The 26954-nt window shown below is 65.7% G+C and carries 24 protein-coding genes, 1 tRNA gene, 3 pseudogenes and 1 riboswitch; of the genes and pseudogenes, 22 read left to right on the top strand and 6 right to left on the bottom strand.

Features of this window, described 5'->3' with window-relative positions; translation table 11 throughout:
- Positions 1-4 precede the first annotated feature (4 nt).
- From ON22_RS31570 to ON22_RS31550, 5 genes are all read left to right on the top strand, one after another.
- A complete protein-coding gene (locus ON22_RS31570) occupies positions 5-196 on the top strand; it encodes a hypothetical protein (RefSeq protein ID WP_033244791.1) in 192 nt (63 codons plus the stop codon).
- A complete protein-coding gene (locus ON22_RS31565; protein ID WP_033244790.1) occupies positions 193-513 on the top strand; it encodes an Asp23/Gls24 family envelope stress response protein in 321 nt (106 codons plus the stop codon). The genes ON22_RS31570 and ON22_RS31565 overlap by 4 nt, the downstream gene beginning before the upstream one ends.
- Positions 510-1082: a DUF6286 domain-containing protein gene (locus ON22_RS31560; RefSeq protein ID WP_033244789.1), complete on the top strand. Its 573-nt coding sequence runs from the start codon at positions 510-512 to the stop codon at positions 1080-1082. The genes ON22_RS31565 and ON22_RS31560 overlap by 4 nt, the downstream gene beginning before the upstream one ends.
- A 96-nt stretch (positions 1083-1178) precedes the next feature.
- Positions 1179-1754: an Asp23/Gls24 family envelope stress response protein gene (locus tag ON22_RS31555; protein WP_033244788.1), complete on the top strand. Its 576-nt coding sequence runs from the start codon at positions 1179-1181 to the stop codon at positions 1752-1754.
- Between the two features lie 123 nt (positions 1755-1877).
- A complete protein-coding gene (locus ON22_RS31550) occupies positions 1878-3854 on the top strand; it encodes a neutral/alkaline ceramidase (protein WP_033244787.1) in 1977 nt (658 codons plus the stop codon).
- Here ON22_RS31550 and ON22_RS31545 read toward each other — a convergent pair.
- Together ON22_RS31545 and ON22_RS31540 are read right to left on the bottom strand one after the other, a co-directional pair.
- Complete coding sequence (locus ON22_RS31545; protein WP_231508617.1) at positions 3842-4831, bottom strand: NADP-dependent oxidoreductase; 990 nt, start codon at positions 4829-4831, stop codon at positions 3842-3844. The two genes, ON22_RS31550 and ON22_RS31545, sit on opposite strands and share 13 nt — an antisense overlap.
- The gene (locus tag ON22_RS31540; protein WP_033244786.1) at positions 4828-5391 is read right to left on the bottom strand and encodes a nuclear transport factor 2 family protein; all 564 of its coding nucleotides are present in this window, start codon (positions 5389-5391) and stop codon (positions 4828-4830) included. Before ON22_RS31540 ends, ON22_RS31545 begins: the two co-directional genes overlap by 4 nt.
- A gap of 18 nt (positions 5392-5409) precedes the next feature.
- Here ON22_RS31540 and ON22_RS31535 point away from each other — a divergent pair, with 18 nt between their 5' ends.
- From ON22_RS31535 to ON22_RS31510, 6 genes are all read left to right on the top strand, one after another.
- Positions 5410-5661 carry a hypothetical protein gene (locus ON22_RS31535; protein WP_033244785.1) on the top strand — a complete coding sequence of 84 codons (252 nt, stop codon included), beginning with the start codon at positions 5410-5412 and terminating at the stop codon, positions 5659-5661.
- A gap of 13 nt (positions 5662-5674) precedes the next feature.
- A complete protein-coding gene (locus tag ON22_RS31530; RefSeq protein ID WP_033244784.1) occupies positions 5675-6193 on the top strand; it encodes a DUF4232 domain-containing protein in 519 nt (172 codons plus the stop codon).
- A gap of 141 nt (positions 6194-6334) precedes the next feature.
- Positions 6335-6470, top strand: a riboswitch (cobalamin riboswitch).
- A gap of 118 nt (positions 6471-6588) precedes the next feature.
- On the top strand, positions 6589-7434 hold the full coding sequence (locus ON22_RS31525; protein WP_051158350.1) for an ABC transporter substrate-binding protein: 846 nt from the start codon (positions 6589-6591) through the stop codon (positions 7432-7434).
- A gap of 5 nt (positions 7435-7439) precedes the next feature.
- Positions 7440-8459, top strand: a complete 1020-nt coding sequence (locus ON22_RS31520) for a FecCD family ABC transporter permease (RefSeq protein ID WP_081595984.1) — start codon at positions 7440-7442, stop codon at positions 8457-8459.
- On the top strand, positions 8456-9262 hold the full coding sequence (locus ON22_RS31515) for an ABC transporter ATP-binding protein (RefSeq protein WP_373280901.1): 807 nt from the start codon (positions 8456-8458) through the stop codon (positions 9260-9262). Before ON22_RS31520 ends, ON22_RS31515 begins: the two co-directional genes overlap by 4 nt.
- Positions 9262-10602 (top strand): bifunctional adenosylcobinamide kinase/adenosylcobinamide-phosphate guanylyltransferase, encoded by a 1341-nt coding sequence (locus ON22_RS31510; protein WP_033244782.1) that lies wholly within the window; start codon positions 9262-9264, stop codon positions 10600-10602. Before ON22_RS31515 ends, ON22_RS31510 begins: the two co-directional genes overlap by 1 nt.
- Positions 10603-10657: 55 nt before the next feature.
- On the opposite strand, the gene ON22_RS31505 is transcribed toward ON22_RS31510, so the two are convergent.
- Entirely contained in the window at positions 10658-11143 is a 486-nt protein-coding gene (locus tag ON22_RS31505; protein WP_051158337.1) for a Fic family protein, read from the bottom strand.
- A gap of 678 nt (positions 11144-11821) precedes the next feature.
- Here ON22_RS31505 and ON22_RS31500 point away from each other — a divergent pair.
- From ON22_RS31500 to ON22_RS37035, 6 genes and pseudogenes are all read left to right on the top strand, one after another.
- Entirely contained in the window at positions 11822-12589 is a 768-nt protein-coding gene (locus ON22_RS31500; RefSeq protein WP_156052318.1) for a hypothetical protein, read from the top strand.
- 195 nt (positions 12590-12784) lie between these two features.
- A pseudogene (locus tag ON22_RS38725) lies at positions 12785-13169 on the top strand (GTP-binding protein); the annotation flags it as partial.
- 718 nt (positions 13170-13887) lie between these two features.
- The gene (locus ON22_RS31495) at positions 13888-14379 is read left to right on the top strand and encodes a hypothetical protein (protein WP_033244780.1); all 492 of its coding nucleotides are present in this window, start codon (positions 13888-13890) and stop codon (positions 14377-14379) included.
- A 613-nt stretch (positions 14380-14992) separates the two neighbouring features.
- A complete protein-coding gene (locus tag ON22_RS31485) occupies positions 14993-15898 on the top strand; it encodes an NUDIX domain-containing protein (RefSeq protein WP_033244778.1) in 906 nt (301 codons plus the stop codon).
- Between the two features lie 392 nt (positions 15899-16290).
- Positions 16291-17552 (top strand): annotated as a pseudogene (locus tag ON22_RS36130) (transposase).
- A 585-nt stretch (positions 17553-18137) separates the two neighbouring features.
- The gene (locus ON22_RS37035) at positions 18138-18851 is read left to right on the top strand and encodes a hypothetical protein (protein WP_156052317.1); all 714 of its coding nucleotides are present in this window, start codon (positions 18138-18140) and stop codon (positions 18849-18851) included.
- Positions 18852-19224: 373 nt separating this feature from the next.
- Here ON22_RS37035 and ON22_RS37695 read toward each other — a convergent pair whose 3' ends face one another.
- Entirely contained in the window at positions 19225-19419 is a 195-nt protein-coding gene (locus ON22_RS37695; protein WP_218000709.1) for a hypothetical protein, read from the bottom strand.
- A 403-nt stretch (positions 19420-19822) separates the two neighbouring features.
- Between ON22_RS37695 and ON22_RS31470 the strand changes: the two genes are divergently transcribed.
- The 4 genes and pseudogenes from ON22_RS31470 to ON22_RS31450 all read left to right on the top strand — a co-directional run bounded on the left by ON22_RS31470 (position 19823) and on the right by ON22_RS31450 (position 24119).
- Positions 19823-20914 (top strand): hypothetical protein, encoded by a 1092-nt coding sequence (locus tag ON22_RS31470; protein WP_156052315.1) that lies wholly within the window; start codon positions 19823-19825, stop codon positions 20912-20914.
- Positions 20915-21108: 194 nt separating this feature from the next.
- Positions 21109-22246, top strand: a pseudogene (locus ON22_RS35355) (IS3 family transposase).
- 1163 nt (positions 22247-23409) lie between these two features.
- Positions 23410-23676, top strand: coding sequence for a hypothetical protein (locus ON22_RS31455; protein WP_033244774.1), 267 nt, complete (start codon positions 23410-23412; stop codon positions 23674-23676).
- Positions 23677-23723: 47 nt separating this feature from the next.
- Positions 23724-24119 (top strand): DNA-binding protein, encoded by a 396-nt coding sequence (locus ON22_RS31450; protein ID WP_197039674.1) that lies wholly within the window; start codon positions 23724-23726, stop codon positions 24117-24119.
- A gap of 610 nt (positions 24120-24729) precedes the next feature.
- Here ON22_RS31450 and ON22_RS31445 read toward each other — a convergent pair.
- Positions 24730-24802 (bottom strand) — tRNA-Asn (locus tag ON22_RS31445).
- Positions 24803-25009: 207 nt separating this feature from the next.
- On the opposite strand from ON22_RS31445, the gene ON22_RS31440 reads away from it, so the two are divergent.
- Complete coding sequence (locus ON22_RS31440; RefSeq protein ID WP_033244772.1) at positions 25010-25258, top strand: hypothetical protein; 249 nt, start codon at positions 25010-25012, stop codon at positions 25256-25258.
- A gap of 24 nt (positions 25259-25282) precedes the next feature.
- Here ON22_RS31440 and ON22_RS31435 read toward each other — a convergent pair.
- Positions 25283-26954 (bottom strand): DNA primase (locus ON22_RS31435; RefSeq protein ID WP_043740945.1); only part of this gene is annotated, 1672 nt, incomplete at its 5' end.

Raw genomic sequence — 26954 nt, 5'->3', positions numbered from 1 at the left:
CACGGTGAATGCCACATCGATAGGTCTGGCGGTCGGTCTCGCGCTCGGTTTCGCCGCCGCCTTCGGCGGTTTCGGCGCATTCCTGATCGTGCTGGTATTCGCGGCCGTCGGGCTGCTGGCCGGCCGGTGGCTCGACGGTGAACTCGACCTGGGCGCGGTGCTGCGATCGACGCAGCAGAACAGGAGCCGGCGGTGACCGCGGTGCGCACCGACCTCCCGGGTGTGACGACGGTCAGCAGCCGGGCCGTCCGCCGGATCGCCGCACAGGCCGCCCGCGAGGTCCCCGGAGTCGCCGAGCCGGTCCAGGCCGACGCCGATATCTCCGGGGACCGGGCCGCCCTCGACATCCGGCTCCCCGTGCGCTATCCGGAGCCGGTGGGCCGGGTCACCGATATCTGCCGTGATCATCTGCTGCGGCGCACCCGGGAATTGACCGGGCTCGATATCTCCCGGGTCGATATCGTGGTGACCGAACTGACCGCCGGCGCGGCACCGGCCGGGAGAGTGCGGTGATCCGCAGATCCCGGCGCACGCTACCCGCCGTCCTGGTCGCGCTGGTACTGATCGCCGTATGCGTCGCGGTCATCGTCTCGCTGGCGCAACGCTGGGCGGGTGCGCCCGAATATCTCTCCTACGACACTGTCGCGCGCGAACTGCACGCGACCACCTGGGGCGAATGGCCGGTTCTGGTGGCCGCTGCGTTACTGCTCGTCGCGGGCGCGCTGCTGCTGCTGACGGCGATACTGCCCGGCCGGCCCAGGGTGCTGCCGTTGCGCACCGACGACGATATGGACGCCGGGGTGCCCACCGGTGAGCTGCGGGCACTGCTGCGCGGTGACGCGAAAACAGTGGACGGAGTGAACTCGGCGCGGATCACCCTCCGGCGTGGTGCGGTCCGGGCCGTCGTCGATACCGATCGCCATCGCGGGCATACGGAGATCGCGGACGAAGTCTGTGCGGTCCTGAGCAACCGGGTCCAGGAACTCGGCCGGCCGGTAGGGCGCGTGCAGGTGCGAGTGAAGGGCCCCGGGAAGGTATCCGGCGGCCGGCGTGCCACTGTGCTCGCCACGCCGGCCCCGTGAACCAGTCGGCACCATGAGCGACCGAGACGAGCAGGTGACGCCGGAGCCGCAGGGGCCGAGAGTCTTCGACAACAGATCCTGAATGGGAGAGCCCGGATGACATATGCGAACCGCCCGGCCCGACTGAATCGCCTACTGCTCGCATTACTCGGGATCGCACTACTGGCCGCCGGCGCGTACGCCCTCGCCGCCTACTCGGGATGGCCGGGCTGGGTGGACACGGACACACCCCTGGTTCCGGGGACCGCGGCCCCAGCGGACTGGGTGTTCTGGCTCGTGATCACGGGCGCCACGGTGCTGGGCCTGCTCTGCCTACGCTGGCTGATGGCACAGCTGTTCCGGATGCCGAGACCGGTGTCGTGGCGGATGGAGGCCGACGGGTCCGCCGGGCGGACGGTGTTGTCGTCGCGCACCGCGGCAACCGCGGTGGCCGCCGATATCGAGTCCTACGGTGAGGTTCGCACAGCGGACGCCTGGCTGGCGGGCCCCCGCGCGACCCCCGAACTCCATCTGGTGGTCACCGCCGAGCCCGGCGCCGATATCCCTCGGCTGCGCGACCGGATCCACGAGGAAGCGGTACCACGTCTGCGCCGGGCTCTCGACGTCGGCGAACTGCCGATACGGCTGGAACTGGGTTTCGCCGATGCCGGGCAGCGCGCCCGGTTGCGGTGAACCGTCGCGGTGAACACGTCGGCCGCGCAAGGCAATACCGGTGTCGTCCTTGCTAGTTTGTCTGTGCAATGAAACCGGCCCGCCGCGGCGGGCCGATTCCCCACAGGGCAGAAGTTGAGGTCGATGCCGGAAACGAAATATTCGACCGACCGCCATCTGGTCGGACGTGCCATTGCCGACATCACCGGTGAACCGGCCGAAGCCGGCATGCTCGGCTACGGCAAGGCAGATCAGAAAACCACCGGGATACACCTGCGGCTCCGCGCCCGCGCTTTCGTCTTCGTGGACCCGATCGTCGAGCAGCGGGTGCTGCTGGTCGTGGCCGAGCTGCCGCTGATCTTCTCCAGTATCACCCAGGAGGTGCTGCGCCGCCTGGCACAGCGATTCGGCGACACCTACACCGAGTCCAACGTGATGATCACCGCGACCCACACCCACTGCGGCCCAGGTGGCTATTCGCATCACCGGCTGTACAACCGCCCGGACGGATTCCGTCCCCGGACCTTCGCGGCGATCGTCGACGGTATCGTCCAAGCGGTCGAGCGGGCGCACGACGATATCGCACCGGCCACCCTGCGCCTGATCCACGGTGAGCTGCACGAGGCCAGCGTCAATCGCTCACGGGCGGCATTCGACCTGAACCCGGACGAGGACAAGGATTTCTTCCCGGAAGCCATCGACCCGCAGACGACTCTGCTGCGCGTAGACCGCGACGGTGAACCGGTGGGCGCGGTCAACTGGTTCGCTACCCACGGCACGTCGATGACCAACCGGAACACGTTGATCAGCGGCGACAACAAGGGATACGCGGCGTATCACTGGGAGCGCGTGGTCGAGGGCGTGAACTATCTGGTGGATCCGGATCCCGATTTCGTCGCCGCCTTCGCGCAGACCAACAGCGGCGATATGTCACCCAATCTGGACGGCAAACCCGGGCACGGGCCCACCGGCGACGAACGCGAGAACACCCGGCTCCTCGGCCTGCGCCAATACGAGGCCGCGGCGAAACTCGCCGCGGGCTATATGCCGCGGATGGCCGGCGGTATCGATTACCGCTTCCTGCATGTCGATCTGTCCGCGGTGACGGTGTCCGAGGAGTTCACCGGCGACGGTTGCGCACACCGCACCGGCCGGGCGGCCGGGGGCGCAGCCGCCTTCGCCGGTGCGGAATACGACGGGCCGACACAGTGGAAGACATTCCACGAAGGCCGTAATCCGGGCTGGGATTCCCTGTCGCGGATGACGTACCTGTTCGCCCCCGGCCTGCGGGACGCGCAGGCCCCCAAATCGATCGTCGCTCCGGGCGGACTGCTCAACCGGTCCAAACCGTACGTGCAGGAAATCGTCCCGGTCCAGTTGTTCCGGATCGCCGAACTCTATCTGCTCGGCATCCCGGGTGAAGTGACGATCGCCGCTGGACTGCGGTTGCGGCGCACGGTAGCGGCCGCCCTCGGCGTCGAACTGGCCAATGTCCTGATCGCCGGATACAGCAACGCCTATTTCCACTACGTCACAACACCCGAGGAGTACACCGCGCAGCGTTACGAGGGTGCGAGCACCCTGTTCGGCCGGTGGCAGTTGCCGGCCCTGCAGCAGATCGCGGCGCAGCTCGCGACCGCGCTGCACGACGAGAGCACCGTACCCGCCGCACCCGCGGCCCCCGACCTGTCGGAGCTGTGGCAATCCGCGAAAACCGATCCGCCACCGGACTTCCCGCCGGTAGGACAGAACTTCGGCGACGTACTCACGGAGCCGGAGCCGCAGTATCGTGCCGGGGACCGGGTGAGCGTCGAATTCGCCGGCGCACACCCCAACCACGACCTGCACCGCGGCAGCACCTATCTCATGGTGCAACGATTCGACGGCACGCGCTGGCGCACGATCGCCGACGACGGGGACTGGGAAACCACCTTCGAATGGACCGCCGGCCCCGCCCAGAGTTCGCGCATCACCATCGGCTGGGACAGCCCCGCCGACGCGGCACCCGGCAGCTACCGGATCCGGTACTTCGGTGACGCCGTGAAACCCGGCAGCGACCCGACCCCCATCAGCGGAACCTCACCCGAGTTCGAGATCCACGACGAGGATCACGGCGCCTGACGATCCCGCCACGGCGTGAGTACGAGCTTTCCGCGAACTCGCCCGGATTCGCTCAGCCGATGACTGTCCTGTACCTCGTCCAGCGTCAGGGCACGGTCGACGTGGACACCCACCCGTCCCGCGGCGACCGCTGCCCCGATCTCGGTCAGCAGGGCCGGTGACGGTCTGCCGGTGACCCTCCGGAAACGGGCATCGCCCTCCGCGTCGGATCCCTGCACAGTGATGTAGCGGCCGTTGTCCCGTAGTACCCGCAACGATCGTTGGCCATAGGCACCGCCGACCAGGTCCAGCACCACATCGACCCCGTCCAGGGCCGCCGTGAAATCGGTGGTCGTGTAATCGATCACCTCGGTCGCGCCGAGTTCGCGCACGAACCGATGATTGCTCAGGCGCGCGGTACCGACGACATGCGCACCGCGGTGTTCGGCGAACTGCACGGCGAAATGCCCGACCCCACCGGCGGCGGCGTGCACCAGGACGGTCTCCCCCGGTTTCGGGTCCGCCGCGTCCACTGCCTGCCGGGCGGTGAGGGCGGCGGTGGGCAGGGCGGCGGCCATCACGTGGTCCACACCGGGTGGGCAGGGTGCCAGTGCGTCCGCTCGCGCGATAACGAACTCGCTGTAGGTCCCGGTGCGGCTGTGGATCATTCCGAAAACGTCGACCCCCGGGTTCATTCCGGTGACTCCGGCGCCGGCTTCGACGATCGTGCCGGAGATATCGAACCCCAGCGTGAAGGGCGGATCACCGAGAAACCGCACCCGGCCCGCCCGGAGTTTGCAGTCGACCGGATTCACCGCGGTGGCCCCCAGCCGCAGGAGAACTTCCCCCTGTCCGGGGACCGGTACGGGAGCCCGCCCGGCTTCCAGCACTTCCGGGCCACCGAACCGCTGCTGGCTGACGATCCTCGTGGCTTCGCGCGCCGGCTGTTCCGGTCCACGAGTGGGCGGGCCGGCACTGGGCCCTGTATGCCGGGTCACCAGCGTGCCGGAGCCGGGTCGTCCATGGACAACGGGCGCCGGTAGGAGAGGTCGGACTCGTCACGGGTGCCGACGAGATAGCCGGCCTTCTTGAAGAAGCCCGATTGCAGCACCGAAGCGTCCGCGGCGAACATCGTCTCGACGGTCGAGCGCCGTAAGGCGATGCGCCACTGCTCCTCGCGCCGTTCGAGCCGGTCGAGGTAGCGGCCGGTGATCACCTGGGCGCTGCGGCCGTCGAGTCCGAGCAGTACGACCAGGACATAGCTCTCCGCATGCGCGGTATCGCCGTCGATCTCGCAAGTGTGGGTGGTGATGTGATGGGTGTGGACACGGGAGGTCGCCGCGTGGGTCCGGTTGGCCCACTCGGCGTAGCCGGGCCCCGCATTCACCGCAGCGCCGTGTTCGTCGATCCCGTCGTGGTGGTAGGCGGCGGTGACGAGATCGGGGTCGTGGCGATCACAGCCGCGCGCATGGCCCGCGACGCAATCGAGGATCGCGGTCCGGTCCATCAGGTATCGGACGTCTCGCCGTAGCGTGTCCGAGTCGTTGCCGTCGGTCATATTTCTCCTCGGTGACACGTGCCGCGCGGTGCCGGCGATACGTCCGGTGTACCGGAACTCCTCGCCTCGGAGGAGGGCATCGGCGTCCGCGCCGCCCGCCGGCAACGGATCGGCACCTTCGAGCAGTATCTGGGCTCGCCCCACCCGGCCGGATGGAAACCGCGAAATCCCGCCGACGCCGCAAGCCATCGGGCCGAGCCACCACTCGGGTGGGATCCGACCCGCCCATCCGGGCGATATCTGTTCGAATGGACCGGTGATGTTTCGTGAACCGAAAGGAACTATGACTTCGACGAAATGGCGGGTCGCCGGATCGGCCGGCGCCGCGACGGCAGCCCTGGCGGCGATGATCATCCCGACGGCGACCGCTACGGCCGCACCGGTGCTGTGCACCGCGGAAACACTGGACCTGAGCACCCGCGAGCGACCGTCCGACTCCCCCGGCCAGGCCCGGATGGAGGTCGTGCTGACCAATACCTCCGCGCAGGCCTGCGCGGTACAGGGGTTCCCGGGTGCCGACCTGGTGGGCCCGGAGGATCCCACCTTCGGCCCGGTATACGAATTGCCCCGCCAGGACGTGGATTTCGCACCGGTGGTCGTGGAGCCGGGTTCCGCAGTGAGTAGCGTGCTCACCTACTTGCCGGACGGCCCGGACGGCTGGGTCCCGGCGACGCTCGTCGTCACCCCGCCGGACACCACCACCCCGATCGAAACACCGTGGCCGGCGGGTGTGAGCGTGCAACGTCAGGACGGCGCCACCCACCCGGGCACCTACATCGGCCCGCTACAACCCGCATCCTGAACCCCGCTGGGGACCGCCACGGCGACACGATCGTCGCGGCGGTTCCTTGCGGCGGGCGCAGGCAGCCGACGACGGGTGTAGATCTGACATCCACCGTGTCGGGGACCAGCGCGGCCGGCCGGTCTCCCGGGTGAACTACGCTGCGAATGCCCTGCCGAACCCGGCCGGGTACCGCGGCGTCACGGTGAAGCCGGTGTGAATCCGGCACTGTCCCGCAACTGTGAGCTCGGCGTTGCGCCGGGTAAGTCAGGTCGGCCGGCGTCGCGGGTGGCGTACTTGTCCTCGGACGAAGGACGGGACGGAGGACGGTCGTGCCACTCACAACCCACCGGCAGCTCAGCGGTCGCCGGCGCGGCACCTGCCGCCGGTTGATCGCCGCCGGGTTCGGTGCACTGATGCTGCTGACCGCGGCCTGCGGCAGCCCCGACCCGGCATCCTCGACCGGCGGGACCGGCCCGGACGGGCCCCCTCGGGCGATCGTGTCACTGAGCCCCACCGCCACCGAAATGCTGTACGCGATCGGCGCGGGAGAGCAGGTGGTCGCCGTCGACGATCGTTCCGATCACCCGGCCGAAGCTCCCCGCACCGACCTGTCCGGATACACCCCGAATGTCGAGGCAGTCCTCGGTTACGACCCCGAGCTCGTAATCGCCAACGCCGACACCGGAGACCTGGCCGCCGGACTCCGGCGCGCGGGTGTCGAAACGCTGATCCTGCCCGCCGCGCGCACCCTGGACGACACCTACACCCAGATCGAACAGCTCGGCGCCGCCACCGGGCATATCGGCGACGCGGCCGAACTCGTCGCCGATATGCGCACCGATATCGACGAGATCGTCGCCACGGTACCGGCTCGCGACACTCCGCTGCGCTACTACCACGAGCTGGACGACACCTACTACACCGTCACCGACGACACCTACCTCGGCGAGATCTACGCCATGCTCGGCCTACGCTCCGTCGCCACCGGCGGGGGCGGCTATCCGCAGCTGTCGCCGGAGTACATCCTCGAACAGAACCCGGACGTCATCTTCCTGGCCGATGGACAATGCTGCGGCGTCACCGCAGAGACCGTCGCGCAGCGCGCGGGCTGGGGCGAACTGGCCGCCGTCCGCGACGGTCACGTGCACGTCCTGGACGAGGACATCGCGAGCCGGTGGGGGCCGCGCGTGGTGGATCTGGTGCGCGAGATCGCCACGATCGCGGCGGCCGACGCTCCGGCCGGACGTCCGACCTCTTGATCGCGATCTCACGGCGGCACGCGCTGGTGACAGCCGGCGCGCTGCTCGCGCTGCTGGTCGCAGTGTCGGTGAGCATTCTCGTCGGCCCGTCGGGACTCACCCCGCACGGCGTGCTGCTCGATACGGCCGATCGGCTGCCGTTCGTGGACGTCGAATCCGGTCTGTCGCGGCGGCAGCAGGCGATCCTGTGGGACATCCGGATGCCGCGTACCGTCCTCGGCATCCTCGTCGGCGCGATGCTCGCCATCGCCGGAGCTGCCTACCAGGGCGTTTTCCGCAATCCGCTGGCCGACCCCTACCTGCTCGGCGTGTCCAGCGGCGCCGGGCTCGGGACCACGCTGGCCATCGTCGTCGGCGGCGCGGCCGGTTTCGCCGGCGTCCCCGTTGCCGCCTTCGCCGGCGGCCTGCTCGCCGTCGCCGCGACCTACACCCTGGGGCGGACGATCGGGGGTGTCCGGTCGGAAGTGGTGGTCATTCTGGCCGGGGTCGCGGTAGCGGCCTTCGCCAATGCCGTGCAGACCTTTTTCATGCAGCTCGACGACGACACTCTGCGCCAGGTCTATTCCTGGATGCTCGGACGGCTGACCACCGACGGCTGGTCCGAAGTGCTCGTCGTGCTGCCCTATGTGCTCGTGAGCGTGGTGGTTATCGCACTGCACCGGCGCACCCTCGATGTGATGGCGGTCGGCGATATCGAGGCGGCGAGCCTGGGCATCACTCCGGCGCGGGCGCGCTTGGTGCTGGTCTGCGTCGCCACGCTCGGCACCGCCGCCGTCGTCTCGGCGGCCGGGTTGATCGGCTTCGTCGGCATCGTGGTGCCTCATGCCGTGCGGCTGCTCGCCGGGCCCGGGCACCGCCTGCTGCTGCCGCTGTCGTTGGTCACCGGTGCGGCGTTCCTGGTGTTCGCCGATGTGATCGCGCGGACCGTCATGTCCCCCGCCGAACTGCCGATCGGTGTGGTGACGGCCGCTGTCGGCGCGCCGTTCTTCCTGTTCGTGCTGCGCCGGAGCCGGGGGGCGTCGTGACCGGGGATCGTCTGCCCGCGGTGGCTTGCGTAGGCGTCGGCGCCGAACGTGGCGGTATCGAGGTGCTGCACGAGGTGGACCTGTCGATCGCCGCGGGCGCGTGGGTGTCGCTGGTCGGCCCCAACGGCTCCGGCAAGACCACACTGCTGCACGCCCTCGCCGGACTGGTGCCCGCCACCGGCGAAATCCGGGTGGCGGAGGCGATCCCGGGCCGGTCGTCGCGCCGCGCGACGGCCCGCGCGGTCGCGTTGATGCCGCAACGCCCGGTGATCCCCGAAGGCGTCACCGTGCGCGAGCTCATCCACCTCGGCCGCACACCGCATATCCCCCGGTTCGGCAGCGAGACCCGGCACGACCGGGAGATCGTGGACCGGGTCGTGGCACGCCTCGAACTCGAGGAGTTCACGGCACGGCCGGCCACCCAACTGTCCGGCGGCGAATTGCAGCGCGTCGTCCTTGCCCGCGCGCTCGCCCAGCAGCCCCGGGTCCTGCTGCTCGACGAACCCACCAGTGCGCTCGATATCGGGCACCAGCAGCAGGTGCTCGACCTCGTCGACTCGCTGCGCCGGGAGGAAGGACTGACCGTCGTCGCCGCGATGCACGACCTCACGTCGGCCGCCCACTACGGCGAACGCCTGATCCTGCTCGACCGCGGTCGAATCGTCGCCGACGGCCCGCCCGCCGAGGTGCTGACCGTCCAACGCATCGCCGAGGTCTACGGAGCGCGCGTCGAAGTGCTCGACCGCCGCGACGGCCGCGCGGTCCTGCCTCTGCGCAGCGCCGAGGGAACGGAGTCACCCTGATGGAGATCGTCCTGCTCGGCACCGGCGCGGCCGACGGCTGGCCCTCCCCCTTCTGCCGCTGCGAATCCTGCCGTGACGCCGCCGCGCGCGGGCAGATCCGCGGCCAGACCTCCGCTCTCGTCGACGACGTCCTGCTGCTCGACTGCGGTCCCGAAGCCCCGCGGGCCGCCGTGCGCCTCGGCCGCACCCTCGCCGGAGTGCGTCATATCCTGCTCACCCACGCCCACCCCGACCATCTCGGACCGCAAGCCCTGCTGTTCCGGTCCTGGATCGACACCGGCCTCGAACTCGAGGTGATCGGCCCCGCCGCCGCACTCGACGCCTGCCGCCCATGGGTCGGGCCGGACGACCCGGTGCGATTCCGCCCGGTGCAAGCCGGGGACCGCCTGTCCGCCGGCGCCTACGAGATCACCGTCCTGCCCGCCCGGCACCGGGTCTTCCACGACGGCGACACCGTCCTCTACGACCTCACCGCCCCCGGCGGTGCACGCCTGCTGTGGGCGTGCGATACCGGGCCTTGGCCGGCATCGTGGTTCGACGCGGTCCGCGACGCCGCCTACGACGCAGTGTTCCTGGAGGAGACTTTCGGCGACCGGTCCGAACTTTCCGACCAGCACCTCGGCCTCCCCGAATTCGCCGAACTGCTCACCGGATTGCGCGACGCCGCGGCCGTCACCGCCGCGACCGATGTGGTCGCCGTCCACCTGGGCCACCACAATCCACCGATCGACGAACTGGAGCGACGATTGCGAACCCACGGCGCCCGGCCGGGCCGCGACGGCGAAGTGCTGTACGCGGGCGAACCGCCCCGCCCGGCTCCTCACCGCACCCTTGTCCTCGGCGGCGTGCGCTCCGGCAAATCCCGGCATGCCGAAGACCTGCTCGCCGCGCACCCGGCCGTCACCTACGTCGCCACCGGCGGCACCCGCGACGGCGACGCCGAATGGGACCGGCGCGTCACCCTGCACCGCGAACGCCGCCCCGCCTCTTGGACCACCCTCGAAACCGACGATGTCGCCACAGCACTCACCACCGCAACCCAGCCCCTGCTCGTCGACTGCCTCGGCACCTGGCTGACCGCCCGCCTCGACGCCCACAACATCTGGGAGGGAGCCGATCTCGCACCCGTCCACGCCGATATCGAAGACCTCGTCACCGCCTGGCAGGCCTGCGAGGTTCCGGTGATCGCGGTGAGCAACGAAGTCGGCAGCGGCGTGGTCCCGGCCTCGGCCTCGGGACGATTGTTCCGAGACCTCCTGGGAACGGTCAACTCTCGCATAGCCGCCGCGTCGGAGTCGGTCGTTTTGGCCGTCGCGGGAATACCGATGCGGTTACGCTGACACTTCCCAGAACCTTGCGGAGCCGGTGCAGTGGTGTGGCTGTCCGAGCCCGGAGTTATTCCGGTGAATCGATACGCAATCGGCCCAGGTGGGCATCGGCGGTGTAGCAAACAATTTTGCCCTTGTGATTTTTCGAGCGACCGAGCACTCCAGCGTCGAAGAGCCCAGTGAGGGCACGGTGGGCGGCGACGGCCGAGACGCCATACCGGGCGGCGGCAGATTCCGTGGTGATTACGGGGTGAATGGACAGGTCCGCGAGGATCTTCAGGGCGACCGCGCCTCGCCGGGGTAGATCAGGGCTGGTGCCCTGCCTGCGACGGTGCTCGACGAGGCGTTGCAGCAGTTGCTCGTCGAGTGCGGAAGCGTCCCGGGCCAGCTTCACTCCGGTTTGCGCTGCTTGCTCGGCGGCCTGAGCGAACCCGATGATCCACTCGTCGATGTGCGGTTTCGGTTCACGGTAGGAGGTCAGGCCTGCCAGGTAGATGTCGGTCCGCGCTTCCGCAGCCTGTTGAGCGCCCGGGCCGATCTGCGGTAGGTCCACTCCGAGCGGGTCCGGAACATAGGCCCTGTAAGCCCCGGCCTGCCGGTCACGTCGGGTTCAACAAAACTCAACGCTCAGCGGGCGGACACGACACATTCCGCTCAGCGCAACCAACACACGCGGTGCAAATCTACAGCGATCCATCTACGGTTCCGGCGACTGCGGCACGAATTGCTCTCGACCTTTCGGATGTAACCGCTGGTCGGGATACTGATATTGCTCCCCCAACTGGACTCGAACCAGTAACCTGCCGTTGCAGTTCCAGATGTCTACATGGTCACCGGGTCCGGCCTACAGTTGGTAGTCGGCTTCGATCACCAGTCGGCCACCCGAAAACCGCAGGTCGTCCCCGTTCCCATGTTCGACGTGCCCCGCCGAGGAGACGAATCCGCTACGAACGCCGCGCCGATATCCACCAAACACTACTGAACCTGGCCTGCTCGGTCATATGCCTCCGCAAACACATTCTGAACTGATCTCTTTACAGCGAGACGGCTACCGCTGGGCAATAATGCGGCGAAGGCGGTCCGCGGATCGGACCGCACCGGCCCGAGGACCTCTGTGCTGTCTCGCTCGTTGATCGACGTAATGCAGTCGATCGGAAACCGGCTCGCATGCGTGCTGCGAGCGGGCACGCGTGCTTCGGCCGGCAGAACCCGCCTGATCAGCGAAGCGGCCATGAACGCCGCACGGGAACTGGATGCCGCGGACAACCCCCACGGTATGCGCGGCGCCTTTTCGAATTTGTTCGCCCGGCGTGAGCGCAGCGGCCTGCCGCAGCTGTCCCGATCGAACTACTCGCGCGGGAGGAATCTGCTGGACAGGTTGGACTGCGCGGTCGTTCGTACCAAACTGGACCAGTGGTTCGAGGGTCGGAGCGACCCCGGCCTCGCCGAGATCTACCGGGTACAGGGTTTCGACGGCCCACCGACGCTGACCGACGCACACGGTGTGGACGAGGTTGTCGCCGCCGGTGGCCAGCAACTGTTCCGCGGTGTCACCGACCTGAGGTACGCCCACGATTTCAAGTACGGGCCGCATACCTCGAGCTCACCCGAGGCATTTCTCGCGACCGGGAACGGCACCTACGCCACGAACCTGTACAGGTCCGCGCTCGACTATGCCGACAACAACCCTGACGGTGTGATCAGAATGGCGTTGCGTCCTGATAGCAAAACCGCACATATAACCCAGTTGAGTCGCGAACAGGAGGCAGCGCGCCACGCGATCTTCACCGAGAGGATGCGGCTCAAAAAATTGGATCCGACACCGGAAACAGCGGCACAGATCCAGAAGCTGGGGAATGCGTATTCTGTCTACGAGGACCTGGGCCGCTTCGCCGCCGCGCAGGGCTACGACGCGTACTCCACCAACGGCTCGAATTGGCGGATGGGCGACCAGTACTGGGTGGTGTTGAACCGGACCGCGGTGGTGACCGAACGGTGATCGCCGCTGTCCGCCACTCCGACGACCCCGCCGAAGCTGTCCGGATCGTTCCGAGGTGTTCGGGCCACTCGATGTACGTGGTCCGATCGGCGATCACGCACCACAACCGGACATGCCCGGGGCCACTGGGGACGGGCGGCGCGTCGCGGTGACGGGTTCTCCCTGGGCGAGCTTGCCCGGCTCGACACCATGGTCGGCGCGGTGGAGGCGACGCTACGGCGGATGAACCCGCGCGCCGAACTGATCCGCACCAGAAGGGGATCGTGGAATCGACCGATGTGCTCGAAACCGGAGGCTACGACCCGGCCGTCGCCGCCACCGCCGATGGCTGGGATGCGGAACTGGCGGGCGGGTACATTCCCGAAACCGAGGAATACGGCATCAGCAGTCTCACCTACACCGCACACGGCCGACCACCGTTCCACCCGCTACACCTCGCCGATGCCCTCGCCGGGCTACGTAGGCTGTTGCGCAGCAAGGGTTTCTGCTCGATCCCGAGATCGCCGCGGTCTGGTCGCAGGCCGGGCCGAACCTCACCTTCGAACCCGCGGCCTGGTGGTCGGCGGCACCGCGTGAGCCGCCGATGCGCAATCGACCAGATCGGCTCCCCGGCAAAGCTGTCGACACGGGCGCTCGCCCGCGCACTCTCGGACTATGACTGCCCGAGCTTGGTTGCAGTGAGCGCCATCGCGCTCCGCGAGTGCGGGCCCGGCCATCGGCCTCTCGAACCTTCGTGGCGCGAACACCGGCACCTGGTGGCGAGGCCGATCGCGAGGACCAGCATGAGAACGATATTCTCCCCACCGCGAGGATGCGGCGGCCGATGGGAGCCCGTCGTACTCAAGGCTCGAAATTATGTTCTGGTGTTCCGAAGTATCGGTGCGGGGCAGGGACCGGTGCCTCGATTGCGTATTCGACTGTGGCAGCCGAAACTCGATCGCTGATCGCCTTGCGCCCTATGGGCAGTGAGGTGCAAGGCAACGATGCGGCGGATATCGAGGTGCCCACATCGGCGCACCGGCGACGGGAGGCCGCTGAGGCGAGGAAGGCGCTCGAGACACTTCATGCAATCCCCCAGCACTGGAATGATTTTCGCTGTCCAACGACTGGACTGCGCTTTTCGGAATCTATGCAGCAAACTCGCGGCACACACCACAGGTTCAGCGCGTGGGTTGAAGACCGTCGGAGAGGTGTTCGGTGAACTCGAACACCGAATCGGGTCTTCATTCGATCACGCAAGCGAGAGCCGGTCTCATGTCCCCCCCGCTGTTCCTGAGCCGGATCGCAATGGACCGATCATGTTGCGAGGCCGTCGAGCCCTCGAAGATCTGTCGTCGATCTATGGCGACCGGATCGTCTTCCACGGCAGCGCTGATGCCATCTTCAAACTCGAACCACGCCAGATGAACTGGATCGACAGTGGCGGTCGCCGATATCCCGATGGTGAACCTGCCATATGCGCCGACACCAGATTCGATGTTCCGATTTTCCTGGCGCTTTTCAAGGGCCGCGCGCGATGTGGTTACCAAATCAACGACGACGGCACTATAACCTATCGCGCAGCGATTGCCGACGAACCCGAATCGCAGATGAGATACTCTGGCCACGTCCATGTACTGGACCGAAAGCACTTCGAGTCGGGTGAGCTCCCGACTCCTACCGGCTGGCCAGAACCACAGACAGGCCCCCGAACCCCCGAACTGCGCGCTACCGGCGAGGTGGAGCCGTTTGCCATCGTCGAGGTCAGCATGGCTGACTTCGAGCACCCGATCGAGTCACTGGGGACCTGACCGAGCTCGGTGAGCGGGTTCATCGCGCTGGCCTCTTCCTGATCCCTGCCAGCGATCGACCTGTAGATCTGCAGGTGGGAAGACCTGGCCGCGCACGCTCGGGAAGGACCAGCACGGTCGGTCGCGGTGCGCAACGATCTACGAGCCCGCTGTTTCCAGCCTCCGTGTCATCGACAGCACACTTCTCGGCCGCCGTGTAAGAGGTTCGGTAATCATGTATCCGAAATCCGAAATTTTGTTCCGGAACTCCCGAATATTGGAGTGGGGCAGGATCCGGCCTCCTCTTTGCGTGGTGACCCACAGCAGTCGACACTCGATCTCTGATCCACCGATTACGGGAAGAGAGTACGTCCAAGAACGACATTCACGCCGATGCCGTGTTGCGGGCGACCGGCAACCGGCTGCGCCGACCTCCAGGGCAGCGGCTCATGCGGCGGCACGACATCATTTCCTGGGCGCGGCGGCTCGAGAGCACACCCAGTCCGGCCCGCCGTCGCATGATCGGCCTCGCTCTCACGACGATGAGCGAGGCCGCCGAAGTGCTGTATCGGAATATACTGCAGCTCGGCAAGTGTGAATGCTTCTCGGAGTCTTGCTGCGGTGTGATCGCGCGGTGATCGGGCGAGATCTCGCTGGTTGGTTCCGCAAGCGTGTTGCCGCGAAGCTCTCTAAAAAGATCATCCCCGACGCGGCCGGCGCGGTGAATGATCCGATTCGGGAGGCCGGGGGAATCGCGAAGAGAGCCACGGAGGCGATACCCGATCAGGATCTGATGGGCCGGCGTCAGATCGACGTGTCCGGTCTCGAGCCGGGGAAACGGCCGGGGCCTGAGGTGCTTGCCGATCGAACCTCCACCGGAGGTGACCTCTCTCATGCCGGCACCCCGAATTCCAAGGGGGCGCCCGCGGCACCCACATCGTCCGCGGCTGCCGGTAAATACACAGCCGACAGCCGCAGGGCATGGTTCCGGCGACAGTTCGACGAAGGGAACCTCGACCCCGAGAACTTGGCGGCAGCCAAGGTTGTCATCATGGATGAGCATGGTCGAGTTCTGATGCTGCAGTCTCCATACGAACGCAAGCGGACCATGCCCGGAGACTTCGTCGACAACGGCCCACGAAAAAGGGAACAGCCAGAGGACGCAGCGCGACGAGAAGTTCGAGAAGAGCTCGGAGAAGAGATCGGGAAAACCGTCAGGATCGAACGCCTGCTCGCTACCAACAGGAAATCCGCAGATCCCGGACATGGACGCGATCATCCGTTGACGGACTACATCTACCTGGCGACCTTCGATGCGTCGGCCGGCACTGGAGTGTCGGGGATGAAATTCGATGTCGACGAGAAAGAAGTCACAGGGTTCGACTTCCTCGCTCCGGAAGAAGCGATCGAAAGTGCTGGACGGAAGGGGATCGATGTTTCCGCGGCTCTCGAAGCGCACTCCGCCGGCGCAACAATCCACCTCGTAGACGGCGAGCCCCCTTCACTCGGGAAGCCGGATGACCGAGCCGACCCGGGGTAACGGCCGACACCGGCATGCTGCGGCATCGCCCTATTGCCTGGGCGTCGGCCCCTCGCGATGCATACCGACGCCCGGCGCAGCACCGGCCACGGCTCCCGATTGAGGAAGCTCCGGTGGCCGGTCGAGCGGGGCGTCGCATGGCTGCACGCCCTCAAACGTTTTGCGGACCCGCTACTAACGGCGCGCCGATATCCACCAAGCACCACTGACCCTGGCTTGCCCGGTCCGCTGCCTCCGGAAACTCACTCTGGACCGATCTCTTGGCCTCGATCCACCGATCGGTTACTGCCGAGTTGGGGTGGCGTGGATGGAGAAATGCCCTTTGAGCTGGGAAGATCACTGTTGTCGGGGCAGTGATCGGTCCGGCTCGGAAAGGCACTTCGGGTGCAAGTTTGCATAGGCTCGCCGCGGAGTCAGCGGTGTTCGATGATCAGAGTCTCGTGTCACTGGCCGGACTGGTGCCGGTGATGCGGCTGGGCGAGCAGACCGGGCTGGGTGAACTGCGGGCGCAGGAGGTAGCGATCACCGAGCCGCGGATCCGCTCCGCAGCGGCGAACCCGGGTCCGAAGTTGACGACGCTGATCGCGGGGATGTGCGCTGGTGAGGACAGCATCGATGATGTCGATGTGCTGCGCAGCGGTGGAATGTCGCGAGTGTTCCATCGGGTGTATGCGCCGTCGGCGGTCGGCACTTTGTTGCGTGAGTTCACTTTCGGTCACGGACGACAGTTGGCGTCGGTGCTGGGTGCGCACTTGTCCCGGCTGTGTCAGCGGGTCGATCTGCGGCCAAAGGCGCCGCCCGGATGGTCGCCCAAGCCATCGCCTGCGCCCGCGGGGCATGGGGGAGCGGGGAGATCCTGGTTCGGGTTGATTCCGCTTTCGGTGGCCGCGCGGTCATCGCGGCCTGTCGGCGCGCAGGTGCCCGGCTCTCGGTGGTGTTGACGAAGAACCGGGCCCTGCGGCGCGCGATCGACGCAATCGGTGATCGGGCGTGGACGCCGGTGGAGTATCCAGGTGCGGTGCAGGATCCGGATACCGGGGAATGGATTTCCGATGCTGAGGTCGCCGAAATCTCGTATACCGGGTTCGCTTCCGTGCCCGAAGCGGTGACCGCCCGGCTGATTGTACGCCGCGTCAAAGACGCCGCGCGCCAAGACAAATTGTTCCCGGTCTGGCGGTATCACCCGTTCTTCACCGACTCGACCGAACCGGTCGTCGACGCCGATCTCATTCACCGCCGCCATGCCGTCATCGAAACCGTGTTCGGCGATTTGATCGACGGCCTTCTGGTGCAAAGCGTTTCGGCTCGAGTTCGGCCTGGGCGCTGTGCGCGGCGATCGCCCACAACCTGCTTCGGGCCGCCGGTCGGCTCGCTGATCCGCAACTGGGTCGCGCTCGAGGGGTGACCCTTCGCCGAAAGATCATCAACGTTCCCGCTCGTTTCACCCGCCCGCAACGCCGACCTGTCCTACACCTGCCCGCGCACTGGCCCTGGGCCTACCCCTGGCGGCAGTCTGTGGCACGCCGCCATCACCGGACCTCGACCGCCTGAACACCGCGAAAACCCCTACGCCCAGGAGCAACAGTGGAAAGGTCTGGGCAGACCAGCAGCTACCCCTACCCAAAAACCAAATCTTTCGGTGGATCGAGGCTGAACCGGAGCCGACAGTCCGCCGACGGGTCGCAATACTGCCCACCGATCTGCGATCACGAAGTCTACCGGCTTCCGCGCCATCGACACCACCGGCATCGCCAACCATGCGGGAGTCGGATGGCTACGATCCCGAGCACCGGAATTACGTTCTCATACTGCAAAGTATGGGCAATGGGCAGGATCGGCCTCTCCCCTTGCGTGGTTTACCCACCGCGATCGACACTCGAGCCTTGATGGCATCGACCCCGAGGAAGGTATGCGCATGCTCTTGTCGAACACCTCGACCACGTTCGAATACATGAATCCGATGAGCAGCCGGCCGAGGTCGGATTGCGGAGAACGCCGCGTGTCCAGCCGCGAAGGATTCGAAGGCGGAGACGGATAGTGGAGGTTCCCTGATGGCGGGCTTGAAGTGACCGTGACTGGGTGATCCGCCGGTCTCCCTGCGATTCGCCGCGGTAGGCATCCTCGCCAGGAATTAGCTCCCCTCTGTAAATCCGATACCGATTCCTCTGATGCGCTCGAGCGTGTACACGGGCCAGCCGGATGAGACAAGCCGGAGGCTCGACGGTGCGATAGAGATGAAATGTCAAAGCTGACCGGCTTGTTCACTAGTATGACGCACGAGCTGACCTATAGCTCCAAACAAGGTTCCGAGGCTATCTACGCCGATACCATCCCCTGCTCCACTGTCGCACAAAAATCCGCGACCCATTCCGGTCACGTCGATTCAGAGCTGAGCTCCACACTGATATGGCCCGAAAAACCGCCGGACTGGAACGACCCGGATTCACGGCCATTTCGACTCGAATGGGAAGAACTCTGCGCTCAAGTTTCGCCTGAATCAGATGACTACCTGGAACTCGACCTGCACTTGCGCTGGACTGTATACCGGGATATCCAAGCGACTCCTCGGAACAAACACAATATTCCGCCCACACCCGCCATTCAGCAGAAGATCGACGGTGCTACCAGGGCGCTCCGGAGGGTTCCGAAGTTCCAGGGCTCCGTTGTTCGGCACGTCAACAACCTTCTACCGGAGGTACTCGATCGATACCAGAAAGGGGAAACTATTACCGAAGTAGCCTTTACCTCAACCGCACGCAATCTCGACGGTGTGCCCAAACACAGGGAGCGAGCAGATTTCGAGATGCGCATCCAGAGTAAAACCGGCAGTGATCTGACATACGTCCCGTTGGTAAAAAGGAAGACGATGAGGTCCTCTTTCCGCCTGGCACGCGATTTCAGGTCACCAACCGATACCTCGACCAGCAGAGCGGACTCACCGTTATCGAAATGATCGAAGCAGTATAGAGATCCGACAGTTAGCGGTCGGCACAATCGCGGCGGCCTTCGCAGCGGGCTCGTCCGGAGCGGGATGTCCGCCACACACCGGCGTGGACCTTACTGAGCCTGGCCCGCGGAAGGCATGGACACGCAGCCCAGCTCGCAGACGCTGCTGGCTGGTAGATGCGGCTACCGACAATGGTGTGACCGCTGCTGACCGGAAGCCGGCGAGACGGGTCGGGCCAGGTCGAGAACGATAAACTGCAGGGTGATCGAGTGGCACGAAACGCGACGTAAGCACGGCGGGACCCCTGGATTTGATGGTTCGGTAGCCGTGCCAGCGGTCGCGGTCGTCACGGGAGCCGCTCGGTGACCGAGCTGCGGCGTTAGATGTGATCGTCGTCAGAGTAGCGTTCACGGTCGATTTCGTCGTCGCGTTCACGGTCGCGCTGATGGTCGGTTTTGGCGTTCACGTTCCACGAGATCGGGTGTGCCCCGGGGCCGCAGTCCTGGCTGAACCGGATTGTCGATTCGGGGCGAATCCGTACCTCCTGCACCAGCGGGCGAAGGTCACTGCACATGACAAATGTTCCGGCGGTTGCCGGGCCGAAATCGGTATTCGTGCATTCGATATCGAGACGGCTGTCGACCGGAATCTCTGAGCAGAATGCGTCTCCGGGTGGCAGGGCTCGAGCAGGCCCCGCGCCGACGGTCGTCGATACCGCCACGGCCGCGAGACCGGATATCACCGCGCCCGCGATCGACAGGTGGCGAGGGCTACTCTGAGGGATGAACAACGTGTTTCTCGCTTTCATTGAACTGTAATACGATTCCCAAGATCATATGCATCGGAGTGCGGGAATTCCAAAGGAGGGATCTCCCGGCGGCAGTCATTGCAGGGTCCCAGGGCGCTCTAGCCCGCGCTGGCATCCGAGCGAGGATTTGACGCCGGAATTTTTGAGGCACTACCCGGACGGATGGTGGATGAACCGCGAAGCTGCTGCAGCGCTCCGCGATCTTACAAATCGCTTGGCCCGCGACATGACAGCATTGGCAGAATGCTACAGGAAACGTGTCGGGGACGACGTCGCCGGCGTACCGCGGAGAGCAGCGCATCTACTGCCCGAGGCCGATCACGCAGGCGGGGACCGAATCCGCGCAAACGGAGACTCTCGGCTCGTCTTCCGGCAACCCGACCGGCCGATGATCGACGAATACAATCGGCTATACGATTTCGGCGCCGCATCATACGGTAACCCTGCACGTCAAGCCGAAGTCGCGCGGCGCAACGAAGACTTTTGGGAGCGGTATCCCGAATCCAGGACGCCAGCCGTCGCCCGTCACCTCGGGCTGTACAACGGCATCCACAGGAAAATGGTCGATCTCGCCAATGAACTCCGCATCAGTCTTCCAGAACTTCGCGGGCACATGAAGTCCGAGCTGAACAGCCTATTCGCTGGGAAATCAGTTGCCATCCGGATGACTCCGGAATCGCTCACGGCCTTTGTCGACAAAGGCCGCTATCAACCGGAGCCCACTGCAAGGCGGCTCCGCAACGAGGCGAACTGGTTCGGTCATCCGGAGGACCTTCCCGCGGACCAACGCCCGGTCTATGGATACGTGATGATAGATGGTGAGCGACCTGCCGGTTTACCGGAAACGGACATGCTCTCGAACTACGGACGAGTCGAAGTGGTGCTCAAGTCCGACGTTCGCGAGCGTGTCACGGCCTGCATCGGCGATTCCGACTATTATTCGGGCCAATCGTTCGGTGGCCAGATGAGAACTGCTCCGTCGCCCCTCACGGATCCAGAACCCGAGTCGTTCGGTGTGACGTCACTGTCCGCCCCGGACAAGCAGGATGAGCCGCTGCGTGGAATCAACCGAGACTACAGCGGGGAGTCGTTTCGACAGAAACAGTTCGCCGAAGCCCAAGTTCACGGTGGTGTGACACTAGCCGATGTCGACCACATCAACCTCCCCGAGCAACCGAACCCCGAGTTGCGGGCAACGCTCGATGGAGCGGGTATCGCATGGAACGTTCCGGCGCCCGGTGCTGGCGGACTCGCGCAATAGGCCTGACCCATTGCATGCCTGCTCACTCATGCAGCGAGGTCGAGGGTGGTGAAGTCGACTTCCGCGAGGGACAGGTTGAACGGCTCGCGTGGGCGGGTCGGTTCGCTGGTGGTGACCCGTCCCCCATTGGATGCGACCAGCCGGAATTAGAGTCTCGTTGGCCCTGATCAGCGCCAGAAGGGACTATGGGAACCATGGCTGGACGGAAACGGCATTCCGCGGAGGACATCGTGCGCAAGCTGCGGCGCGCCGATGAACTGGCCGCGGAAGGCTTGACCAGCGAGCAAATCGCCGCTGACCTGGGAGTCTCGGCGGCGACACTCTATAACTGGCGTCGCCAATATGGAGGCATGGACACCGGCGCCGCCAAAGAACTCAAGGAGCTGCGGGAACAGAACGCCCGATTGAAGCGGCTGCTGGCCGATGCGGAGCTGGAGAAAGACGCCCTGCGCGAGATTTCGAAGGGAAAATTCTAGGCCCAGCGGCCAAGCGACGGGCCGTGGACATGCTCAGCGAGGTCATGGGCATGTCGGAACGGTTCGCGTGCAAGGTCATTGGGCTCGCTCGCTCGACTTACCGCCGGTGCCCGGCCACGCAAACACCGGCAGACGCCGACGCCGACGCGGGCCTGGCTGCGGAATTATGCGGCCAAGAACCCGTGTCACGGGTTCCGCCGGGCCTGGGCAGTGCTGCGGTTCGACGAAGGCCACCGGATGAACATCAAGAAAGTCCACCGGCTCTGGCGGGAAGAAGGCCTGCAGGTGCGGGCGCATCACCCGCGTAAACGAGCCGGCGCCTCGTCGGTGCCGGCGGCGGATGCGGATGCGCCGAAGGTGGTGTGGCGCTGGATTTCCAGTTCGACTCCACCGTCGACGGCAGGGGGGTGAAGATCGCGTCGATGATCGACGAGCACACCCGCGAATCCCTACTGCACTTGATCGAGCGGTCGATCACCGGCGAGCGTCTGGTCGCCGAACTCGAGCGGGTCTTCGCCGTCCACGGGGCGCCGAAGGTGCTACGCCTGGACAACGGGCCGGAAATGATTTCGGCAGCGCTGCAAACATTTTGCCGAGACCGGGTCGGGATCTCGTATATTCCGCCGGGTGCCCCTGGAACAACGGGTACGTGGAATCGTTCAACCGGCGCCTGCCCATGGAATACCTCAACCGCAACCACTGGACCAGCCTGCTCGAAGCGAGGGTGGTGATCCCGGATTTCAAGCACGAGCACAACCACAGGCACCGGCATTCGGCGCTGGGCCAGCGCACCCCGGCCGAGTACGCTGCGGCCTGCACCCACACCCTCCATCCCGTGGGCTGCGACATCAACTGAACACCAACCAACAAAACGACACCGACTCTGAAACCGGGTGGTCGCGTTATCGGGGACTGGCCAGCTCGAGGCCTACGATCAGAAACAATCCGACCGGTTGTTCGTAGACCCGGATCGGGCACTGCCCGGGAATTACGATGAGAGATACTTCGACGAAGATGATGGCGATGATGAACGAGCGGCTCTGTGCATCGAATACATCAAAGCCCGCGGCCTCGGTCAGTACGCAAGACCTGAAGAACTGAGACCGTTACTCAACCACCTCCCGATACCCGTGTTGCGGGATATCCTTGCCGCCCACACGAACTGGATATCCTCCAGTTCAGGAACCCGGGCCACGGGAACCGTTGCCGAAACCTTCATCCGATCCGCGGATCTACTCGATCTCGCTCGTATCGCGGCCATGGACCGAGAGGGGCGTAACGGCAGCGATATTCCACAGCCCCCTGCAACTACTCAGAGAGCACGACCGGGCATTCCTCGAAGCAATTCTCGATGAGGTCACGTCAACCGGCGGCGAACTCGTACTGCCACCTGTACCTATCCTTCCGGATCGGATCGGATCGGATCGGATCGGGTCGGCGAGGCCGAACGTGAACTCGCACCCTGGTTCGGTTGGATACGGTTGTCGGTCGGCGACACCAACCAGACCATACCCTCGCCTCGCGAATAGTCGCTGGGCTCTCCAAGAACCCTCCCGGACGAGAGGGATGGGCCGCCTACGCGATCGTCGCGGAGACCCGGTGGAACGGCCTCGGCGAACTCCTCGATTCCATGAGTCCTGATCAACTCGCGTCGGCGCGCGCTCTCGCCCGCAATCGTCTCACCGAGTTGGCATCACTGCTTCCGGGCTCTCGCCGCCCCCTGCCGCTTCCTCTGGACACAGCCCGCCGGTACTACGCGATCGGTACTCCCAGATCACGAAAATTCTCGATGACACCGTGCCGCAACTCGATCGTCTCCTGTTCACCCTGCCGGATACGTAGACACCCGGCCAACCGGAGCAACGTGTTGGGTGAGGGCTGTCACCAGACGACGCCGATCTGTCGGCCGCTCGGCAGCGGCACCGTAAATACCGGCCCGTCCTCGGCGTCGGGACGAGGCTGGATCACAATCCGAAGCTTACGCCGTCGAGCACACCACCCGTGTGCCATACTTAAAGTATGGCAACCCGGAAGATCACCGTCACCGTGCCGGAAGAACTCGTCGAATCGATCAAGGGCCGGGTCGACTCGCGGGGAGTGTCCGGCTACATCGCTGCCGCTGCCGCACATCGCGATGCCATGGACCGGCTGCGGGAGCTGGCCGAACAGATCGAGGAAGAATACGGTCCACTGTCGGAGGAAGAGCAGCAGGCCGCGCTCGATCGGATCGCCGCCCTCGACGAATGGCATGACGAACACGGCGCACGTCCCGGCAGTGCCGCGTGAACCGGACACGACGAGCGGCAGCGCATCAGCCACGGCAACGTGTCTTCGTGTTCGACTCCGAGGCATTGGCCAAGGCAGTCCAAGGTGACCGGGAGATCGCCGCGCTGATCAAAACCGCACCGCAACTCGATATCCCGATCGTCACGTCAGCCCTGACCACGCTGGAAGCGTGGAACCCGCGAGACGGATCCAAGCAGGCCCTGTGGAGTTGGACGTTGTCACGAATCCGCGTGGTACACACCGATGACCACGTAATCGCATCTGCGCGGGACATGTTGCGGAACGCCGGACTACACGGGCACAAATACGCCATCGACGCCGTCCTCGCGGCTGTCGCCGAGCGAGAGTCCGCCAGAGGGTCCGAAACCACCGTATTCACCTCCGACACCGACGACCTGAACCAACTTCTGGCGGGTCGGCCTGTGCGGGTGGAGAAGGTCTGAGAGGGCATTCCGGCAACTTGGACGCGCCTCGATCTGAGCAGAACCCGTCCCCCGCTGAGCACCCCCACCGCGTGAGAGAAACCGATCGAACCGCGCCTGCCGAATCTGGGCATCGGTGGTCGCGACGCCGACGCCAGGACCGGCGTTACTGAGCGGACCCGGGTTGCGGAGTTTTCAGTCCGCCCCGGACCTGTCCAAACCGAATACCGCATAGCGTTTTCGAGTTCGGCGATCCGTTCTGGGCCCGGGTCCTCGACCGAGCCCGTCTCCATGAGTTTGCACAGGCTGTCGAGACAGACGTGGAGCCGGACGCGTTGCCGGTGATGCAACGGACGTAACGCCCCGCCCTGAACGCGACGGAGGCACCACAGAACAGATCCATGCGGACACACCACGAACAGTCAAGCTGGATACGAACCCGCGATCACCAGCCGTTTCCCTGCTGCGCATACTTTGCGCGTCCTGCCGAGGAACTGAATTTGCGACGAACGACCCCCAAGGCGGTCAGCTGATTGGAAGTTCGGCCGGAAATTTTGGCATATTCTTGGGGTTGTACGCCGGAAAAAGAAGCAGGTCAGGCCGACTAAATCGGCCTGACCTTTGGTTTCTGCTCCCCCAACTGGACTCGAACCAGTAACCTGCCGATTAACAGTCGGCTGCTCTGCCAATTGAGCTATAGGGGATTGCTCGGCGGTCTCGCCCGTACCGGGCTGACCGAGGTGAAACTCTAGCGTATGGGTGGGCGCGGGCCCAAATCGCGGGGTCGAGCTCGGTGGGCGGGGCAAAAAGTGGGTGCGAGCGGCGTGGCTGTGGTGGAGTCGGATCGACAGGTGTCGGTGCGGTCGGGCAGGATGGGGCGGCACGGACTACTGGGAGGAGCTCGAACCGAGATGCTGCGGTTGATCATCGGTATCGCTGCCGGTTATGTAATGGGCAGTAAGGCCGGGCGAGCGCGCTATGAGCAGATCAGTGCCAGTGCGCGAGCCGTCGCAGGAAGCCCGGTGACCCGCAAGCTGGTGAACGTGAGCCGGCAGAAGCTATCGGAGAAGTTGAGCACCCAGCCGAAGCTGGAGCCGATGGAACCGCTGGACGAGCGCACCACCGTCATGGTGCCGCACGATCAGCTGCGCCGGCGGTAGAGCCGGTCCGGTAGGCGGCAAATATCAGGTGGCGGCGAATTCGCCGCTGCCCATGGCTTGGTCGAGCAGGCTCTTGCGGTACTGCTCGAGTGCCACCAGATCACCGAACAGCGCCATATAGGTGTCCTGGTCGTCGGTGGAGGAAACACGGTGCAGGCGGGATTTCAGTTCCGCGATCTGCCGGCCCACCAGTGCGGCCTGGGTGCTGGCGAGGACGCCGGTGATGAAGCGCGGGATATCGTTGCTCGTTTTCACCGGCAGCGGTTCGCTCGCCAGTTCCGAGACCAGTGCGCGCAGGGTGAGGTCGTCGGTGTGGTCGGTGATCGCGGCGATCCAGTCGGCGCCGGAGAGTCCGCAGCAGACACCGCCCGCTTCGGCCATCAGAGTGCGGACCGCGATATAGGCGGGGTGGGTGAAGGCGTCGGTTTCCAGGGCGTCGAACGCCGGGCCCGCGATTTCCGGGTACTGGAGTCCGGCGGCGAGGGCTTGGCGCTGGGAACGCAGCACCGGGTCGCGCGGATCGGGGCGGGCGGCCGGCGGCGTGGGGCCGGTGTGCTCCACCCGGGGCGCCCGGGCGGGTGCGGCCGCGGCGCCGCGTTGTTTGCGGGCCTCCTCGTCGACCCGGCGGTAGACGAGCTGCGGGTCCTGCCAGCCGGTCCATTCGGCGAGCTGGGTGGCATAGCGTTTACGCAGGCCGTGGTCCTTGATCTGGGCGACGATCGGTACGGCCCAGCGCATCACCTCGACCTGGCTGTCGTAGGTCAGGGCGCGGGTGCGGCTGTCCTCGCGTTTGGCGATCTCCTGGCGCAGCGCAAAATCGAACAGCGGTTCGCGGCGGGCGACCAGATCGCGCAGGGCGGCGTCACCGGAATGCTGCCGCATCTCGCACGGATCCTGGCCGTCCGGGGACACCACCACATAGGTCTGCCCGGCCACTTTCTGATCACCGAGGAAGGCCTTCAGGGCGGCGGCCTGACCGGCGGCGTCACCGTCGAAGGTGAAGATGATCTCACCGCGCCAGAAATTATCGTCCATGAGCAGGCGGCGCAGGATCCCCAGGTGGTCGTCACCGAAGGCGGTCCCGCAGGCGGCAACGGCGGTTTTCACACCGGCCAGGTGCATGGCCATCACATCGGTGTAGCCCTCGACAACCACGGCCTGATGACTCTTGGCGATATCCCGTTTGGCGTGATCGAGACCGAACAGCACCTGGGACTTCTTGTACAGCAACGTTTCCGGGGTGTTGACGTATTTGCCCGGCATGGTGTCGTCGTCGAAGAGTTTGCGCGCTCCGAAACCGATCACATCGCCGCCGAGGTTGCGGATGGGCCACAGCAGCCGCCGGTGGAATCGGTCGATCGGGCCGCGGCGGCCCTGCCGGGAGAGGCCCGCCGCCTCCAGCTCCTTGAATTCGAAACCCTTGTTCAGCAGGTGCTTGGTGAGGGTGTCCCAGCCGTCGGGGGCGTAACCGCAGCCGAACTGGGTCCAGGCGGCCTCGTCGAAATTGCGGTCGGTGAGATATTTGCGGGCCATCGTGGCGTCGGGGCCGCGCAGCCGGGACATATAGAACTCGTGCGCGGCGGCATTGGCGGCGACCAGCCGGGAGCGGGTACCACGGTCGCGCTGCACCGAGGGGCCGCCGCCCTCGTAGTCGATCCGGTAGCCGATCTTGTCGGCGAGCTGTTCGACGGCCTCC

Origin of the sequence: Nocardia carnea NBRC 14403 (genome assembly GCF_000308515.1) — a bacterium.
Taxonomy (GTDB): Bacteria; Actinomycetota; Actinomycetes; order Mycobacteriales; family Mycobacteriaceae; genus Nocardia; species Nocardia carnea.
Note: the sequence above shows the minus strand (reverse complement) of the source record. Positions and strands in the feature narration are given on the sequence as shown.

Excerpts from the sequence above, each read along its gene's own strand:
- ON22_RS31555 (WP_033244788.1), top strand. The coding sequence starts at position 1,179 with ATGACATATGCGAACCGCCCGGCCCGACTGAATCGCCTACTGCTCGCA.
- ON22_RS31550 (WP_033244787.1), top strand. The coding sequence starts at position 1,878 with ATGCCGGAAACGAAATATTCGACCGACCGCCATCTGGTCGGACGTGCC.
- ON22_RS31540 (WP_033244786.1), bottom strand. The coding sequence starts at position 5,391 with ATGACCGACGGCAACGACTCGGACACGCTACGGCGAGACGTCCGATAC.
- ON22_RS31530 (WP_033244784.1), top strand. The coding sequence starts at position 5,675 with ATGACTTCGACGAAATGGCGGGTCGCCGGATCGGCCGGCGCCGCGACG.
- ON22_RS31525 (WP_051158350.1), top strand. The coding sequence starts at position 6,589 with ATGCTGCTGACCGCGGCCTGCGGCAGCCCCGACCCGGCATCCTCGACC.
- ON22_RS31510 (WP_033244782.1), top strand. The coding sequence starts at position 9,262 with ATGGAGATCGTCCTGCTCGGCACCGGCGCGGCCGACGGCTGGCCCTCC.
- ON22_RS31500 (WP_156052318.1), top strand. The coding sequence starts at position 11,822 with ATGAACGCCGCACGGGAACTGGATGCCGCGGACAACCCCCACGGTATG.
- ON22_RS31495 (WP_033244780.1), top strand. The coding sequence starts at position 13,888 with ATGTTGCGAGGCCGTCGAGCCCTCGAAGATCTGTCGTCGATCTATGGC.
- ON22_RS37035 (WP_156052317.1), top strand. The coding sequence starts at position 18,138 with ATGTCAAAGCTGACCGGCTTGTTCACTAGTATGACGCACGAGCTGACC.
- ON22_RS37695 (WP_218000709.1), bottom strand. The coding sequence starts at position 19,419 with ATGTGCAGTGACCTTCGCCCGCTGGTGCAGGAGGTACGGATTCGCCCC.
- ON22_RS31470 (WP_156052315.1), top strand. The coding sequence starts at position 19,823 with ATGAACCGCGAAGCTGCTGCAGCGCTCCGCGATCTTACAAATCGCTTG.
- ON22_RS31455 (WP_033244774.1), top strand. The coding sequence starts at position 23,410 with ATGGCAACCCGGAAGATCACCGTCACCGTGCCGGAAGAACTCGTCGAA.
- ON22_RS31440 (WP_033244772.1), top strand. The coding sequence starts at position 25,010 with ATGCTGCGGTTGATCATCGGTATCGCTGCCGGTTATGTAATGGGCAGT.